Annotated in this window: 17 protein-coding genes and 2 riboswitches; of the genes, 14 read left to right on the top strand and 3 right to left on the bottom strand. The window is 42.7% G+C overall.

All coding sequences use genetic code 11. The features are described from left to right. The 14 genes from HY805_09550 to HY805_09615 all read left to right on the top strand — a co-directional run. The coding region (locus HY805_09550) for a hypothetical protein (GenBank protein ID MBI4824453.1) at positions 1-673 on the top strand (673 nt) is incomplete at its 5' end. 20 nt (positions 674-693) lie between these two features. Continuing rightward, positions 694-909: a hypothetical protein gene (locus HY805_09555; protein MBI4824454.1), complete on the top strand. Its 216-nt coding sequence runs from the start codon at positions 694-696 to the stop codon at positions 907-909. Between the two features lie 5 nt (positions 910-914). Then, positions 915-1,706 carry a 6-carboxyhexanoate--CoA ligase gene (locus HY805_09560; GenBank protein MBI4824455.1) on the top strand — a complete coding sequence of 264 codons (792 nt, stop codon included), beginning with the start codon at positions 915-917 and terminating at the stop codon, positions 1,704-1,706. Then, on the top strand, positions 1,678-2,541 hold the full coding sequence (locus HY805_09565; GenBank protein ID MBI4824456.1) for a diacylglycerol kinase family lipid kinase: 864 nt from the start codon (positions 1,678-1,680) through the stop codon (positions 2,539-2,541). The genes HY805_09560 and HY805_09565 overlap by 29 nt, the downstream gene beginning before the upstream one ends. 42 nt (positions 2,542-2,583) lie before the next feature. After that, positions 2,584-2,837, top strand: a riboswitch (cobalamin riboswitch). Between the two features lie 162 nt (positions 2,838-2,999). Beyond that, a complete protein-coding gene (cobU, locus tag HY805_09570) occupies positions 3,000-3,533 on the top strand; it encodes a bifunctional adenosylcobinamide kinase/adenosylcobinamide-phosphate guanylyltransferase (protein MBI4824457.1) in 534 nt (177 codons plus the stop codon). Further along, entirely contained in the window at positions 3,527-4,576 is a 1,050-nt protein-coding gene (gene cobT, locus HY805_09575) for a nicotinate-nucleotide--dimethylbenzimidazole phosphoribosyltransferase (protein MBI4824458.1), read from the top strand. The genes cobU and cobT overlap by 7 nt, the downstream gene beginning before the upstream one ends. Then, positions 4,573-5,376 carry an adenosylcobinamide-GDP ribazoletransferase gene (gene cobS, locus HY805_09580; protein ID MBI4824459.1) on the top strand — a complete coding sequence of 268 codons (804 nt, stop codon included), beginning with the start codon at positions 4,573-4,575 and terminating at the stop codon, positions 5,374-5,376. The genes cobT and cobS overlap by 4 nt, the downstream gene beginning before the upstream one ends. Continuing rightward, a complete protein-coding gene (locus HY805_09585; GenBank protein MBI4824460.1) occupies positions 5,355-5,978 on the top strand; it encodes a histidine phosphatase family protein in 624 nt (207 codons plus the stop codon). The genes cobS and HY805_09585 overlap by 22 nt, the downstream gene beginning before the upstream one ends. Further along, positions 5,971-6,918, top strand: coding sequence for a cobalamin-binding protein (locus tag HY805_09590; protein MBI4824461.1), 948 nt, complete (start codon positions 5,971-5,973; stop codon positions 6,916-6,918). The genes HY805_09585 and HY805_09590 overlap by 8 nt, the downstream gene beginning before the upstream one ends. Beyond that, on the top strand, positions 6,915-7,871 hold the full coding sequence (locus HY805_09595) for an iron ABC transporter permease (protein ID MBI4824462.1): 957 nt from the start codon (positions 6,915-6,917) through the stop codon (positions 7,869-7,871). The genes HY805_09590 and HY805_09595 overlap by 4 nt, the downstream gene beginning before the upstream one ends. Beyond that, the gene (locus HY805_09600; GenBank protein MBI4824463.1) at positions 7,858-8,619 is read left to right on the top strand and encodes an ABC transporter ATP-binding protein; all 762 of its coding nucleotides are present in this window, start codon (positions 7,858-7,860) and stop codon (positions 8,617-8,619) included. The genes HY805_09595 and HY805_09600 overlap by 14 nt, the downstream gene beginning before the upstream one ends. Beyond that, the gene (locus tag HY805_09605; protein MBI4824464.1) at positions 8,620-9,288 is read left to right on the top strand and encodes a diphthine--ammonia ligase; all 669 of its coding nucleotides are present in this window, start codon (positions 8,620-8,622) and stop codon (positions 9,286-9,288) included. Then, a riboswitch (cobalamin riboswitch) is annotated at positions 9,270-9,462 on the top strand. (Overlaps the previous gene by 19 nt.) A gap of 24 nt (positions 9,463-9,486) precedes the next feature. Then, positions 9,487-11,334 carry a TonB-dependent receptor gene (locus HY805_09610; protein MBI4824465.1) on the top strand — a complete coding sequence of 616 codons (1,848 nt, stop codon included), beginning with the start codon at positions 9,487-9,489 and terminating at the stop codon, positions 11,332-11,334. Positions 11,335-11,476: 142 nt separating this feature from the next. Next, on the top strand, positions 11,477-12,160 hold the full coding sequence (locus HY805_09615) for an energy transducer TonB (protein MBI4824466.1): 684 nt from the start codon (positions 11,477-11,479) through the stop codon (positions 12,158-12,160). Here the strand turns inward: HY805_09615 and HY805_09620 are convergent. The 3 genes from HY805_09620 to HY805_09630 are packed head-to-tail and all read right to left on the bottom strand — an operon-like array spanning position 12,144 to position 14,785. Further along, complete coding sequence (locus HY805_09620) at positions 12,144-13,304, bottom strand: diguanylate cyclase (GenBank protein ID MBI4824467.1); 1,161 nt, start codon at positions 13,302-13,304, stop codon at positions 12,144-12,146. The genes HY805_09615 and HY805_09620 overlap by 17 nt on opposite strands. A gap of 2 nt (positions 13,305-13,306) precedes the next feature. Further along, a complete protein-coding gene (locus tag HY805_09625; GenBank protein ID MBI4824468.1) occupies positions 13,307-14,185 on the bottom strand; it encodes a hypothetical protein in 879 nt (292 codons plus the stop codon). 6 nt (positions 14,186-14,191) lie between these two features. Further along, entirely contained in the window at positions 14,192-14,785 is a 594-nt protein-coding gene (locus tag HY805_09630) for a MarC family protein (protein ID MBI4824469.1), read from the bottom strand. Positions 14,786-15,110: the final 325 nt, after the last annotated feature.

Below are 15,110 nucleotides of genomic sequence, written 5' to 3' on the forward strand. Positions count from 1 at the left end.
AATCGTCATCTCCCTATTTGCCTTAATCCTACTTGCAAATTCGCCAATGCTGATTGCAAAAGGCTCTTTTGTTGCATACCGAACTGTGTTTACATATTCTTCGATGGCAGTAATAGCTATATTTTGGCTTTTATGGCGTATATGGTATTCATTAGGGCAAACGAGGCTTAAACATATTCCAATTGCAATTATGGTATCCCTTACGGTTGCCTGCAGTGTCCTCGCATTCCGTAATGTTCTTAACAGTTCACTGAATGCAAACACAGAGCTGAATTTTGTCAGGCAGAAACTGTCAGAGGTAAAGGATTTCGGCAGGGTAAGGGATTTAAAGGTTATCTGTGCTCTGCGGGCATCTACATTCATTGAAAGTAAGCTTACGTATGAATTCAAATACAATACGACTAATTATGGCTGGGTGCCGGGAATCTTCAGTGCAGTGATGTCAGAGATGGGCATTAATGCATTAGACAAAAAGATTGGTATTTCGGTGTTTCAGATACATGAAGTCGTTCCAATAGATATCGCAACACTTGTTATTGACATGAATGATGCCCGCATTGGAAGAAGACCTGTAGGCGAGACTTTAATAATAACACAATTCGCTGGTTCTTCTAATGAAGCAAATATCCGTCTTATTTTTGACGGCTCACTGAGGAGGCATACACGATTTTGAGTTGGAAGCTCACCCAGCTAATGCCAAAGAGCTGGAGGCTTTTAGCATCTAACGATGGCATAAACTGGGTTGAAATAGACAGGCAGATAAATCAGACGGACTGGAAGTATAAATCATTCAAAGCCTACACACTTAAAAACCCGGTTGAGTATAAAATATATCGCTTTATCTTTGAGGAAGGAAACTCTAATATCTTGCACCTCTATAACATCAGGCTCCTTCCTGAGAATCAATAACTGAAATGTGGAACATAAGAATGAGGGGCTCATCTTCGGACCTTCATATCACAGGCGCAGAGGGCATTTACATGGAGTCCGAGCTTATGAAGGCAATAAAGAATTATGCAAAGAGGGCACTAACTCATTCAAAAGGAAAGCCTGATAAGATAGTGATTACACTGGAAGAGTTAAAGGAAAATCCATTGGTCGTTAAAGCACTTCCTGTATGCACATTGAACTCTACTTCTACGGCTGAGGCAAAAAGAATTGTCAGAAGGATACTTAGAAGCCTTGAGATATCTATGAATGCAATCAAAACAGGGCAATCTGTCATCGGAAGCAGGAAGCCTTTGAGGGGTGCCTCTATTGTAAGCAAAGACACGGGGATTCGTCTTGAGCCCGACAGGTCCAGAGGGGTAAGGGTCTCCAGAATAGGCATCGGGAAAACATTCCGAAGGCATCTTTCAGCAAGGCTTTCAAGGCATGGCATAAATACCGATACAGTCAAAGAGGCACTAATATTAGCCACAAAAATAGCATCTCATCCCGATGTCAGGGCAGAGCTTTGTATCTCTGATGACCCTGATTACACTACAGGCTATGTTGCCTCAAAAAACCTTGGGTATTTAAGGATACCTAACATAAAAAGCCATGGCAGTAGCTTAGGAGGAAGGGTGTTTTTTGTAAATGAAACTACCGATATAAAAGCCCTTATAGAGTATCTCGAGCTCTGCCCAGTCCTTATAAATGGTGTCTCTGAAATCAAAAAAGGCATGGTCTTAGTCAATGAAATCCTCGATAGCCCTTATAGGTAACCCTGTATCTGGCAGGTCATCGAAAAGGCTCCTGAGGGAAATCTTCCTTCTTATAAAATCAAGTGTTCCATCAACAAAGCTTTTCATTACAGAAAAACCCGGAGATGCAGAAAGACTCTTGAGAGAAGCCCTGAGCCTTCAGCCTGACCTTATAGTTTCGGCAGGAGGAGATGGCACATGTAATGAAATCATAAATGTAATCGCAGGCAGTTCTTTACCAATGGCAGTCATTCCACTTGGAACCTCGAATGTCTTAGCATTGGAACTCAAAATACCATTTAATCTAAAAGATGCTGTCTCAAAGGCTTTAACAGGCACTGCCCACAGGGTCTCGCTTGGGCATGTCCAATGTGAGGGCAAATCCAGATATTTCTCTTTAATGGCAGGTGTAGGCTATGATGCCAATGCAGTTTATGGCAGGGGGAAAAGGCTTTCTGGAAAAACTGCATACATATTTAGCGGCATAAAAAAATTGTTTTCATGGAGCCCCGATGAGTTGTCCATTGTAGTGGATGGCAATCCCTTCAGGGGTTATTCCCTCATAGTGAGCAATCTGTCGAGATACGGGGGGGACTTCAGGATTGCACCTGATGCAGACATAAAAAAACCAGTTCTTTATGCATTTATAATGCATGGAAAAAGGAAACTCGACATACTGAGATATGCCACAGGCATTATGAGAGGCAGACACCTTAAACTAAAAGACATTACATACATGCCTGCGACCTATATAGATATAAAGGGCTTTGCACGGATTCAGGTTGATGGAGACTATATTGGAAGGACCCCTGCAGTTATTGAAGCGATGCCTGATAGCCTGAGCCTTGTGTATTAGGGCAGAGTGTTTTTTTGTTGTGGATTTTTTATTTACATTTCAATTATAATATTAGCCTCAGGTGCCGAAAGGCTTAATAGGGAATCCCGTACTGGGGTCCCCCATCCCGACTATTCGGGATGGGGCTCAAATTCGGGAGCGGTCCCGCCGCTGTAACCGGGGACGAAACCCTGATGCCACTGTCCCGATGCTTCGGGATGGGAAGGTAAGGGGTCCCCAATCCCGATTATTCGGGATTGGGGGTAAAGTAGGATGAGCCGGAAGCCAGAAGACCTGCCTGTGAGGCTACGAGCCTCTGCAAAACAGAGGTTTGTAACCTAAGTAGTAGCATAGGCTTAAAATCTCCTTTGGAGTAGCCATGCTACCTTCTCGGTCGAAGAGGGGTAAGAGGATGAAGTAAATCAGGGTGCAATCCTCAGTCGCATCGACGGCTGGGGATTTTTTGTTTTATGGCAAAGATTACATTTATAACAGGCGGTGCAAGAAGCGGAAAAAGCACTCTTTCCATAACATTAGCATCCAAGATTAAAGGCAAAAAGGCTTTTATAGCTACACTAAAGCCATTAGACAGCGAAATGCGGTTAAGAGTTAAACTGCACAAAAGACAGAGAGGAAAAGGCTGGGATACATATGAAGAGCCAATCGAGCTCGGTATGCTTCTTAGGAGCTTAAGCAGTAAATATAGTTCAATCGTTATTGACTGTCTTACGCTTTATCTTTCAAACATAATGCATAAAGAAATGGACATCGAAAAACAGATAAAGGAACTCATTAATGCCATCCTGATTATTCGGGATTCAGGCTCGAATATCTTTATTGTCTCCAACGAAGTGGGTATGGGTATAGTCCCTGAAAACAAGATGGCAAGACGGTTCAGAGACATGGCAGGAATGCTGAATCAGAAGGTTGCTCGAATTGCAGATGAGGTGTATCTGGTCGTATCGGGTATACCAATTAAGATTTCAAATACAAAAAGGAGAGGGATATGCTGAAAGAGATTCTCGATAAGATAAAGCCAGTTAAGGCAGAGTATGCCGAAAAGGCGCAGTTACATCTTGACAACCTCACGAAACCGCAGGGAAGCCTTGGGATGCTCGAGGAGTTTGCAAAAAGGCTTGTCTCTATTACAGAGGGGACTATGCCTGTCATTAACAAAAAAGTCATTTTCACATTCGCAGGAGACCATGGAGTAGCAGAAGAAGGAGTCTCTGCTTTTCCTAAGGAAGTAACTGCACAGATGGTATTGAATTTCTTAAGGGGTGGTGCAGGGATAAATGTCCTTGCAAGACACGCACATGCAGATGTCTCAGTCATAGATATAGGAGTGGATTATGATTTTAAAATGGCAGAAGGACTCATCCATAGAAAGGTTATGCCTGGTACAAAGAACATAGCTAAGGGTTCTGCTATGACAAAGGATGAGGCAGTCAGATGCATAGAGGTTGGAATAGAGCTTGCAAATGAATATAAAAAGAAAGGCTATCACATCTTTGGCACAGGAGAGATGGGCATTGCCAATACAACACCCTCAAGTGCCATTGCATCGGTTCTCACAGGAAGACCTGTAAGAGAAGTCACTGGCAGAGGCACAGGCATCACTGAGGATAGCCTCGGACATAAGATAAAGGTAATAGAGAAGGCTATCGAGATAAACAAGCCTGACCCAAATGACCCACTCGATGTCCTTTCCAAGGTAGGAGGCACTGAGATAGGAGGCATTGCAGGGATATGCCTTGGCGCTGCATTAAATAGAATCCCTGTTGTTGTAGATGGCTTTATATCGACTGCAGGTGCACTCATAGCCTATAGACTTGCCCCAGAGGTCAAAGACTACATGTTTTCGGCACATCTCTCTCAAGAGGTAGGACATAGGGCAATGCTTGAGGCAATGGGCTTAAGACCAATACTTAATCTTGACCTGAGATTGGGAGAGGGAACAGGAGCCGCACTTGCAATGCTACTCATTGAGGCAGGACTTAAGATTTATAAAGAGATGGCTACATTTCAATCTGCAGGTGTAAGTAACAGGGAATGAAAAGACTTATGATTGCACTTAAGTTTCTAACGATTATACCGCTTAGAAAGGACATGACGGTATCTGTGGCGGATATCGTAAAAGGCATACCCTTATTCCCTTTCGTAGGTCTTATTCAGGGCATATTGCTTGTGGCTATGGCTGTTCTTTCGGATATGGTATTACCATCCGAAATAACCCCTGCAGTCGTTATTTTGGTCCTCGTCCTTTTAAGTGGTGCATTTCACTTAGATGGGCTTTCGGATACATTCGATGCACTTGCAAAAAGAGGAGTGAGGGAAGAAAAGCTCATGGTGATGAAAGACGGAAGGACTGGTCCTGTAGGGGTTACTGCAATTGTGTTAACTCTCATGATGAAATACCTTGCGCTCAATGCCCTTTCCGAGTATTCGCTTTATTACTTTTTCATACTCCTTATGCCAGTGACATCAAAGTGGGCAATGCTCATAGCAATGTTTCACGGGAAACCTGCTAAGGATGAAGGACTTGGAAGGCTTTTTATAGAAGGCACAGGCTTAAGACAGCTCATACCTGCCTTCCTGTCTGTCTTTTTTATCGTCACACTGCCTGTAATCTCAGGAGCAATACTTACACTGCCGCAGTCCATGACTCAGATGGAAAAAGCACTTATATTGTTCATAGGAGTGATGGCAGTTCTTTATATAACGAGCCTTCTTTCGGTCAGGTTTTACAGAAATCGATTTGGCGGACTTACAGGCGACACTCTCGGTGCAATCGGTGAGCTTGGGGAGCTTATATTTTTATTCATGGCGGTCATATGGTCACGACTTTATATCTAATAAGGCATGGCGAGACAGAGTCTGCGGATGAAAAGCGGTATAAGGGCAGTATCGATGTTGCAATCTCTCTTAAAGGGCTAATGCAGATTAAAAAGACATCCACATTTATAAAGGCTCTGCTTAATGGTTCAAACATGAGGCTAAAAGCAGTTTACACATCTTCGCTTCAAAGGGCATTAAAGAGTGCCGAGATTATTGCCACTGGTAATGCCCTTAAGCCAATCGTAGTGCCTGAGCTCAGGGAAAGGAATTTCGGGGCATGGGAAGGCATGAGCTTCGATGAGATAAGGGCATCCTATCCAGATGCATTCGATTCATGGGCAAAAGACCCCATGAGGTTCAGCCCTATTGGAGGAGAAAGCACACTTGAGGTAAAAGAAAGGGTCATGAAGGTGCTATATGAGATATTAAAAGCTCATAACGGAGATGCAGTCTCTATTGTCTCGCATGGAGGCGTAAACAGGGTTATACTCTGCTGTCTAATGGGTATCCCTCTTGAGAATATCTTTAGCATAGAGCAGGACTATGCATCGGTAAACATCATCGAGTTTTACGATGGAGTTCCAGTTGTGAAACTCCTTAATGGAGTGCTCTATGGTTGAGATTCCGAAACAAGTTCGGAATGACAATAAAGATGCCATGCTGAATCCTGCCCTGAACTTGTTTCATGGGTTATTTCAGCATCTCCTTGAGCTTCAAAAAAGATTCTGGGCTTTGAAATCACTCGTAGTCAGTGCTTTACTGCTTTACTGCTTTACTGCAGTTGCACAGCCACCCAACCGCATTGTCTCTCTTGCACCCTCTGTCACAGAGACACTTTATGCCCTCGGTCTCGAAGATAGAATCGTAGGTGTAACCACATTCTGCGATTACCCTAAGGAGGCAAAAGAAAAGCCAAAGATTGGCGGAATGTCAAACCCTTCTTTAGAGGCGGTCCTCTCTCTTAAGCCCGATATAGTCGTAATGACTACCGATGGAAACCCAAAGGAATTCGCAGAAAGACTTCATTCCCTTAAGATAAAGACCTATGTAATGAGGGCAAGAAGAATACATGAATTTCCAGATGAGATTAGAAAGCTCGGAGACGCATTAGGCGTAAGGGAAAGGGCAGAGGCATTAGCAAAAGAGATGGAGGGAGCTCTTAAGGGATTAAAAAAACAGGTTCAAAAACCTAAGAAGGTAATCTTTATCATCTGGGCAGAGCCCCTTATAGTTGCCGGAGGAGGCACAACCATAAACGATGCATTGACTCTGATTGGCTATAAAAACATCGGAGATGCTTCGGCTATAAATTACCCAAAATACTCGATAGAGGAAATCATAAGACAGGACCCTGAGCTTATCTTTATCGGTGGCGGGCATGATGAGCTAAAAAAACTTTCAGCGAAACTTCTTTATAGGCTCAAAAGCACATCTGCCGTAAAAAACAAGAAGGTTTTCTATGTGAGTGACATGCTTTATAGGCTTTCCCCAAGACTCATAAAAGGCATAGAAGAGCTATCGGATGCCAGCTTAGAGATAGAGAAAGGGATTGTGAAATGATAAGAGTTTCACTCTTGGTTTTAGCGGTAATAGCAATATCAGGCATGGCTTTATTTTTAATGCCTGTGCCAATAAATCCGTTTTCAGCATCTCAGATGGAAAAAGAGATTTTGCTTTATATAAGATTGCCGAGGGTTGTAACCGCATTTCTTATGGGCATGTCATTGGCTGGATGTGGCTGTATACTTCAGGCTCTACTTCGTAATCCTCTTGCAGACCCTTACATATTAGGGCTTTCGAGTGGCTCTGCCCTTTTTGCGACAATAGGGATTATGTCAGGCAGTGCATTTCTTGGTGGATTTACAACACCTATTTTTGCCTTCATGGGTGCAATCCTTACAGGCATTATTGTAGGCATTATGGCATGGAAAAGGGGTGGGCTCTGGCCCGAAAGGCTTCTTTTGGCTGGTATTGGTGTGGGGTTTCTCTTTTCATCTGTCCTTATGCTTTTTATGAGTATCTCCGATGCCGAGGCATTAAGAAGGGCAACGCTCTGGCTCTTTGGAGACTTAGGCATGACAGATTGGTCATCTATCCCTTATGGTATGGCTTTTATCGGAATAGGGCTGTTTATAGCCATAAGAAGAGGAAAGGCATTAAATACACTTTTGCTTGGAGATGACCTCTCCCATAGCTTAGGGTTTTCTCCGAGAAAGGAGACAATACTACTTTTTACTTCAGTATGTCTTCTTACTGCCTCATCGGTCTCCTTAGGAGGTATGATTGGCTTTATCGGACTTTTAATGCCTCATATAATGAGAGCCATTACAGGCTCAGATATGAGAAGACTGATTCCTATGGCAATGCTTGGTGGCGGTGGGCTTTTGGTTACTGCGGATATGCTCGGTAGAACCCTTCTTAAGCCTGCTGAGATTCCAGCAGGAGTTATTACTGCAATATTAGGTGCACCTTATTTCCTTTACCTTTTAAGGAGGCGTGATGTTATCGGCTAAGGTGATATTGGAGCTTAGAGACTGCTCGTTTTCCTATATGGGAGATGACTTCATAGAAGGGCTTAATCTTCAGATTAAGGAAGGTGAGTTCATCGCACTATTAGGTGCAAATGGCTCAGGGAAATCCACATTGCTTAAACTCCTAAGTGGGATACTAAGACCACACGAAGGCAAAGCAATACTCTGGGGAAAGCCAATCTGGAGTTTAAAGGACAAAGACAGGGCTAAACTCATCTCATATCTACCACAGGTGCTCGATATATCAGTGCCATTTAAGGTCAGAGAGCTTGTGGAGATGGGCTTATATCCATATAAGAGCAACCCTCCGATGAGCCTTAACTCTTCGCTTTCAATGGTCAATCTTATGGATAAAAAAGACTCTCTTCTAAAGAATCTAAGTGGTGGCGAAAGAAGAAGGGCATTTATTGCAATGACCCTACTACAAGGAGCAGGGATTTTGCTTTTGGATGAGCCACTTCAAAACTTGGATATAAAATATCAGCTTGAGCTTATAAGGTTGCTTAAAGAGCTTAACTCTGAGAGGAATATCACAGTTGTCATGGCACTTCATGACATAAACTTAGCACTCAGGTTTGATAAGGTAATGCTTATTAAAGAAGGAAGACTTCTTGGTATGGGCACACCTAATGAGGTATTAACAGAGGCACTTCTTAAAGAGGCATTTGATATAAGCCTCACTGTAAAGAAAAACGGAAAAGATGCCTTTATAAGCTATAAGGAGGAATAAATGTATCTTTCTTCATGGAGTGGTGGAAAAGACAGTTGCCTTGCCTGCTATAAGGCAATGCTTGAAGGTTACAAGGTTGAATATCTCGTTAATTTCATTAGCAAGGAATATAAGAGGTGCTGTTTTCATGGTTTAACATCGGATTTGGTTAACGCACAGGCAAATTCTATTGGGATAAAACTTTTTCAGAAGGAAGTAAGCCCTGATATGAAAAAATATGAAGATGAATTCAAATCTGCTGTTAATGAGTTAAAGAAATATGGAATTAAAGGAATGGTTTTTGGGGACATTTATTTAGATGAGCATAAGGATTGGGTCGAACGGGTATGTAAAGAACTTGAAATCGAACCCGTAGAGCCATTATGGCATATCGACGCTGAGAAGATTGTTGAGGAATTTATCGATTCAGGGTTTAAGGCTATTGTCGTAAGTGCAAAGGCAGACCTGTTTGGAAGTGATTTTGTAGGAATAGAGGTTGATAGAAAATTCCTTGAACTCCTTAAAGCAAGAAATATCTGTCCATGTGGTGAGAATGGTGAGTTTCATACATTTGTATATGATGGACCTATCTTCAAAAGGCAAATCCAGATTACAAAATCAGAGAAGGTACTTAAGGAGGGTTTCTGGAAATACTGGTTTTTGGATATAAAGGAATATGAGGTTATTTAACTGCCATTGGCAGTTAAATAAGGCATATGAGGGGAATCCCGTGGAAACCGGGAACTGCCCCGCAACTGTAAAGGGAACGAAAGCCAGAAGCCACTGTCCCGAAGCATCGGGATGGGAAGGCTGGCGATTAGGATGCCCTGAGTCAGGAGACCTGATTATGCCTCATCAAAAATCCCTTCGCGGGAAGTGGAGGTTTTTATGAAAAGGTTTCTGGTGGTGTTTCTTATGCTTGTGATGGCATCTGCAGTATGGGCAGAAGAAAAAGTAAGGGTTGAAGAGGTTGTTGTAACAGCAGGAAGGATTGAAGAGCCTTCTCAAGAGACAACATCTGATGTAGTTGTGATTAAAGAAGAAGAGATTAAAAAGATGAATGTTCAATTTGTGGCAGATGTCCTAAGGCAGGTTAGTGAGCTAAACTTAATCCAGTCAGGTGGAAAGGGAAAACTTGCCAATGTGCTTATAAGGGGTGGCTCTTCAGAGCACACAATGGTGATGATTGACGGTATAAGAGTAAAAAGCACAACCACAGGCTCATATGATTTTTCAGACTTAACGGTTGATGACATAGAAAGAATAGAGATTGTAAAAGGTCCTCAAAGCACAATATATGGCTCCGAGGCAATGGCAGGTGTAATTAATATCATTACGAAGAAAGGTAAGGGTAAGCCTAAGACAGAGCTATCCTTTGAGGCAGGAAGTTTTAGCACATATAAGCCATCTCTTTCAGTGTCAGGTGGCACTGGGAAGATTAGCTATAGGCTTAATAGCTCTTACTTAAAGACAGATGGTATATCTACTGCAAAATCAGGAACAGAAAGGGATGGATACGAAAATGCCTTTTTCTCAGGAAAGCTTGGGATTAAGGTAAAGGAAAACTTAGAGCTTGAATTCACAGGCAGGCACTCATATGACCTTTCTGAGCTCGATGCCCGCTCATCGGATGACCCGAACTATATCCAGAGGGGATACCATTCAATGCTCTCAGGAAGGGGAAAACTCTATCTTTTTGACAAATGGGAACAGGTTCTTACACTATCCTCTATCAGGGATTCCCTTGAATATAGAGACCCTGATACATCACGGAATAACTCTGACATCTCAACTGGTATGGACACAGTAGACTGGCAAAATAACCTCTATCTGTCTGATTCATACACACTCACAGCAGGTGCTGAATACAGAGAAGAGCAAGGCGAAAACAGGGACCTGTCCAATAACACCTTGGTGTTCGATAAAATAGTGGACAATAAAGCTATTTACTTAAATAATAAGCTTAAGACCTTTAAAGATAATCTCATCCTCAATGCAGGTTTAAGATATGATGAGCATGAGACCTCAGGAGATAAGACAACATACAAAGTTGGTGCACTCTATGAAATAAAGCCCTTCTCAGCAAGAGTCAGGCTAAGTTATGGAACCGGGTTCAGGGCACCTACATTGAATGAGCTATTTTATCAGGACTCATGGGGCTCAAGTGGAAACCCGAATCTCAAGCCCGAAAAAAGCACTGCATGGGAAGTGGGTGCTGAAAAGGATATTGATAAGGCATCCATTAGCCTTACATACTTTCAGCAGGATTATGAAGACCTCATACAGTGGACAGAGGTCGCTCCATGGACATGGCAGCCTCAGAATGTAAGAAGTGCCTCTGTAAAGGGCATAGAGTCAAGTCTTAGCCTCAAGCCCATAGATATACTGAATATCTCCATGGGCTATACACATCTTAACACAGAGGACAAATCAACCCATAAAAAGCTTCCCCGTAGGCCCAATGACAAGTTCGCTTTAACAGGAGAGCTCTCAAAAGGAAAATACACCTTAAGAGCGGATTATTTATTTGTTGGAAGTAGAGCCGACTCTTCTAAATCAACAGGCGATGACCTTCCCTGGTATGGAATTGTGAATCTTAGTGGAAGCTATAATGTAACAAAGTCATTGAGTCTTTTTGGAAGAATAGAAAATCTTGGAGATGTAGACTATGTGGAGGCAAAAGGCTATGGAACACCGGGGAGGTCGTTTTATGGAGGGATAAAGGCAGTTTTTTAGAGTGTCCTTTTTCTGTCATTGCGAGCCGAAGGCGTGGCAATCTCAGAGATTGCTTCGGTCGTAACGACCTCGCAATGACAAATGAAGGAGAAAACGGAATGACAGGCTCTACTGCACAAGAAAGTCTATTGGATTTGAAATTATGGGCATCATTAAGGCATTAATAGTCTCAGCCATAGGGCATGTGCTTGTGTTTTCAGCCACAGGGCTTATAGCACATTCAGGCACAGGCTCATCTCAAAAAGGAGATGTCTTATTCGTAGAGCTTAAAAATATAGATGAATCAAATGCAATGCCTGATAAAAGGGTTTCATTAGGCAAGAATGTTGTTAAAGAGTCAGCTCAAGTTGAGACTCCTGAAAAGGTATATTATCCACCCTCCCCAAACCCCTCCCGTCAAGGGAGGGGGGACACTGAAAGAACTCTCTCTGTCAGTGGAGAGGATATATATCAACCCTCTCCTCTTGTGGGAGAGCCTTTTATCCCCTCTCCCCTTGTGGGAGAGGGTGAGGGGGAAAGACAGTGTGCAGTTTTAGATGGCAAAGGAGACAATTACTCTGCCTTGCTAAGGGAGATAAGGGATGCAATTGCAAGCAAGGTCTCATATCCACTCATTGCAAGAAAAAGAAACATACAAGGCACTGTGCTTGCAGGGTTTTCTATCAACGAAAAAGGCATGCCAGAGGACATAAGGATTCTTGAAAGTTCAGGCTATAGCATTCTTGACAACGAGGCTATCAGGACAATTAAGAGGGCAGTGCCTTATCCATATATAAAATGGACTGTGGAGGTACCTGTAAGATTTAAGCTTAAGGAAGAGAGATAAGTTCCATAAAAGGACTGACTTTATTTCTGCCAGTTGTTTTTGCCTGATATAGTGCCTTGTCAGCCCGTTCAACCAGTATCTCTTTGTTTTCTGCATCCTGTGGAAAAGTCGCTATGCCAATGCTTATCGTAAGAGAAACATTTTTTTTCTCAACCTGAAACACATGCCTTTCAACAGCGGTCCTTATTCTTTCCGATACCTTTAAGGCAGTCTCGAGAGGGCATTCCATTAATATAGCCACAAACTCCTCTCCGCCATATCGGGCAATGAAGTCTATCTTTCTTATGTTCTTTGTTATAATGCCTGCTACTTCTTTAAGTGCCTTATCTCCTGCTGGATGACCGTAAGTGTCGTTGAATGCCTTGAAAAAATCTATGTCGCACATAATCAGTGAGACCTTTCGGTTAAACCTTTGTGCCCTTTGGACTTCCATGTTTAGCCTTTCGTCAAATGCACGGCGGTTATAAAGCCCTGTCAGGCTGTCTGTGTTTGAGAGTCTTACGACCTCCTGATGAAGGGCTATTTTTTCGAGGGCTAAGTTAGTGTGAATGCTCAGGCTTAAAAGCAATGTCTCATCTTCTGGAGAAAACTCATCATTCCCAATGCGGTTTGCAAGCATAAGTAGCCCTCCTGTTTGAGAGCCGTAAATCAGTGGAACAATGAGTATGTTTTTAATCTTTGGATGCTTTTCAGGAAATCCTCTAAATCCCTGTATTTTTGTTATATCAGAGCCTCTGATGGAAATCCTTTCTTCGATAACCCTTTTTAGGATTCCGCTCAGAGTGCTTTTACAGGCTTGGGAGGAACCTTCGGTTGTTGAATAAAACCCGGTCACCTCATTATTTTTCGTGGTAACGAGTGCAGACATCTCGGATTTAATAAGTTGTCTTGCTCCTTCGATGACTGTGTTTACAACTTGCTCTATATCTAACTCAAGGGCAGTCTTTGTCAATATATCATTAAGGACTGCCTGATTTCTTAGATGCTTACGCTCTTTCTTGAGAGATTCTCTAAGCCTCTTTATGATTAGCCCTAAGAATAAGGCAATGCCCATAAATATAAGAGACAGAATAGCTCCACTTAGCCCTAAAAATAAGGCAATGCCCAAAAATATAAGAGACAGAATAAATCCTATTAAGTACATACTTATCCGAGTGCCGTTATCCTCTTAAATAGTGTTTCCCTGACCAATCTGTCAACGAGCATCTCTGCATGGTTGACACAGAAGCTCAGGTGCTCATCTGCAAATGGAAGAATAGAGCTTTTTAGGGAGACAAGTCCGTCTCCTTTGCCTTTTGTCATCTCCTCTGGAAGCCTTCCTTTAAGGAGTTTTCCGAGGCTATCTAAAATGGATATGCCGGCTATGGTTATAAATGTAGGGTTAGTTCCTCCGGCTGAAACAGAGTATATGCCTTCATGCCGTGTGTGCTTTAATGACTTAAGGAGTGGGGAATCGGGAAGGAGTTCCTTTACAGCAGTGCTTTCGAGAAGGTCAAGGATTTTTTTAAGTGTCTTTGTTACCTTTCCTTTTTCTTTACCGGGGATAATGGGCTTAACGATGTTAGAAAGAGAAGATGCATAGACCGCCCATCTTGCCATAGTGCTTCCATGATGAGGTGTTGAAAGCGTTATGAGAATGGCTGTGCCATCTGACTGCCTTAGATTGTCAAGGTATTGCCTTGCAATCAAGCCTCCTCTACTATGACCTATTAGGAGTATGCCTGTTGTTTTGATGTCCTTAAGGAGACCGATTACGGCTTTTAGCTCATCAACCGCTATATCCATAGGTCCAACAGGTCTTGACTGACTCCATGTGGCAACTGTATAGCCAATGTCCAAAAGGTCATGATAAAGAGTCCTCATGCCTTTAGGCTCTTTGACGAGCATGCTTAAAGGGAGCAGTCCGCCAAAGAACTTTGCCTTTGAAGGAGCCGACCATATATCTTTGTCCACACCGAGGCCATGTATAAAGATACAGGCAGGCTTATCAGCCCTTCCAGTATGATAAACAACATCGAGTTTCATGGTGCATTACTTTATAATGGTTTCGATCCCTAATCTTATCATCATAACTGCTATGGATGCTAAAAGAAGAGACATAATCTTTGACAGGGCAGTGATGCCGTTTTTGCCCAAGAACCTTACGATTCTCTGTGCGCCCACTAAAGAAAGATAAACGACAATCAGGTTTATGATGAGCGAGGTCAGTGTTGGGAGCACTCCGTAGTGGTCGATGAGGACAAGGATTGTCGTAAGTACCGCAGGACCTACTATTAAAGGGACCCCCATGGGCACAACACCCACCGTCTCAGGGGTCTTCGTAAACTTAGCCCTTCGCTCATTTCTTGTGAAATCCAGAATTGCAAAGACTAAAAGAACAAGCCCGCCTGCTATCTTGAAGTCTGAAACGGTTATTCCCAAAATCCCGAATATAATCTCGCCAACTGCTGTAAAGGCAAGGCTTACAACTAAGGCAGTGATAACCGACTGTCGGGCAATGGCTTTCTTTTTACTCTGTGGGATATGCTCTGTCATGGATATGAATATTGGAAGTATCCCAAAGATACCTATGGCAACGAAAAGTGGTATAAAGGTATTTGGAAGGGATTTTAGAAGCTCTGTCATAAAGGGATTATAGCAGATAAACAATGGGGTGCAAATACCTTGTATGGGTTCAGGACATATGAGACAAGTTATATCCCCCTCACCCTCGCCCTCTCCCGCAAGGGGAGAGGGAAGTATTGAACAAACTCTCCTGAAAAGGGGAGAAGATGGATTCCGAACAAGTCGGAATGACGGAAAAAGAGGGGAAAAATAGAGAAAACCATAGTTCATTTTTTACTTGACAAACCCAAATCCATCTTCTATACTACTAACTATAGTTTGAATAGATTACAGGTTATAAATAATGGTTGAGGAGATGCCCTTCGACAAGCTCAGGGCGACAGGC

The sequence above is a fragment of the Nitrospirota bacterium genome (assembly GCA_016207905.1).
Classification (GTDB): domain Bacteria; phylum Nitrospirota; class Thermodesulfovibrionia; order Thermodesulfovibrionales; family JdFR-86; genus JACQZC01.

Coding starts and splice junctions, on each gene's coding strand:
- HY805_09590 (MBI4824461.1), top strand. CDS start 5,971: ATGGTTGAGATTCCGAAACAAGTTCGGAATGACAATAAAGATGCCATG.
- HY805_09610 (MBI4824465.1), top strand. CDS start 9,487: ATGAAAAGGTTTCTGGTGGTGTTTCTTATGCTTGTGATGGCATCTGCA.
- HY805_09625 (MBI4824468.1), bottom strand. CDS start 14,185: ATGAAACTCGATGTTGTTTATCATACTGGAAGGGCTGATAAGCCTGCC.
- HY805_09600 (MBI4824463.1), top strand. CDS start 7,858: ATGTTATCGGCTAAGGTGATATTGGAGCTTAGAGACTGCTCGTTTTCC.
- HY805_09585 (MBI4824460.1), top strand. CDS start 5,355: ATGGTCACGACTTTATATCTAATAAGGCATGGCGAGACAGAGTCTGCG.
- cobT (MBI4824458.1), top strand. CDS start 3,527: ATGCTGAAAGAGATTCTCGATAAGATAAAGCCAGTTAAGGCAGAGTAT.
- HY805_09605 (MBI4824464.1), top strand. CDS start 8,620: ATGTATCTTTCTTCATGGAGTGGTGGAAAAGACAGTTGCCTTGCCTGC.
- HY805_09555 (MBI4824454.1), top strand. CDS start 694: ATGCCAAAGAGCTGGAGGCTTTTAGCATCTAACGATGGCATAAACTGG.
- HY805_09630 (MBI4824469.1), bottom strand. CDS start 14,785: ATGACAGAGCTTCTAAAATCCCTTCCAAATACCTTTATACCACTTTTC.
- HY805_09615 (MBI4824466.1), top strand. CDS start 11,477: ATGGGCATCATTAAGGCATTAATAGTCTCAGCCATAGGGCATGTGCTT.
- HY805_09565 (MBI4824456.1), top strand. CDS start 1,678: ATGAAATCCTCGATAGCCCTTATAGGTAACCCTGTATCTGGCAGGTCA.
- HY805_09560 (MBI4824455.1), top strand. CDS start 915: ATGTGGAACATAAGAATGAGGGGCTCATCTTCGGACCTTCATATCACA.
- HY805_09620 (MBI4824467.1), bottom strand. CDS start 13,304: ATGTACTTAATAGGATTTATTCTGTCTCTTATATTTTTGGGCATTGCC.
- HY805_09595 (MBI4824462.1), top strand. CDS start 6,915: ATGATAAGAGTTTCACTCTTGGTTTTAGCGGTAATAGCAATATCAGGC.
- cobS (MBI4824459.1), top strand. CDS start 4,573: ATGAAAAGACTTATGATTGCACTTAAGTTTCTAACGATTATACCGCTT.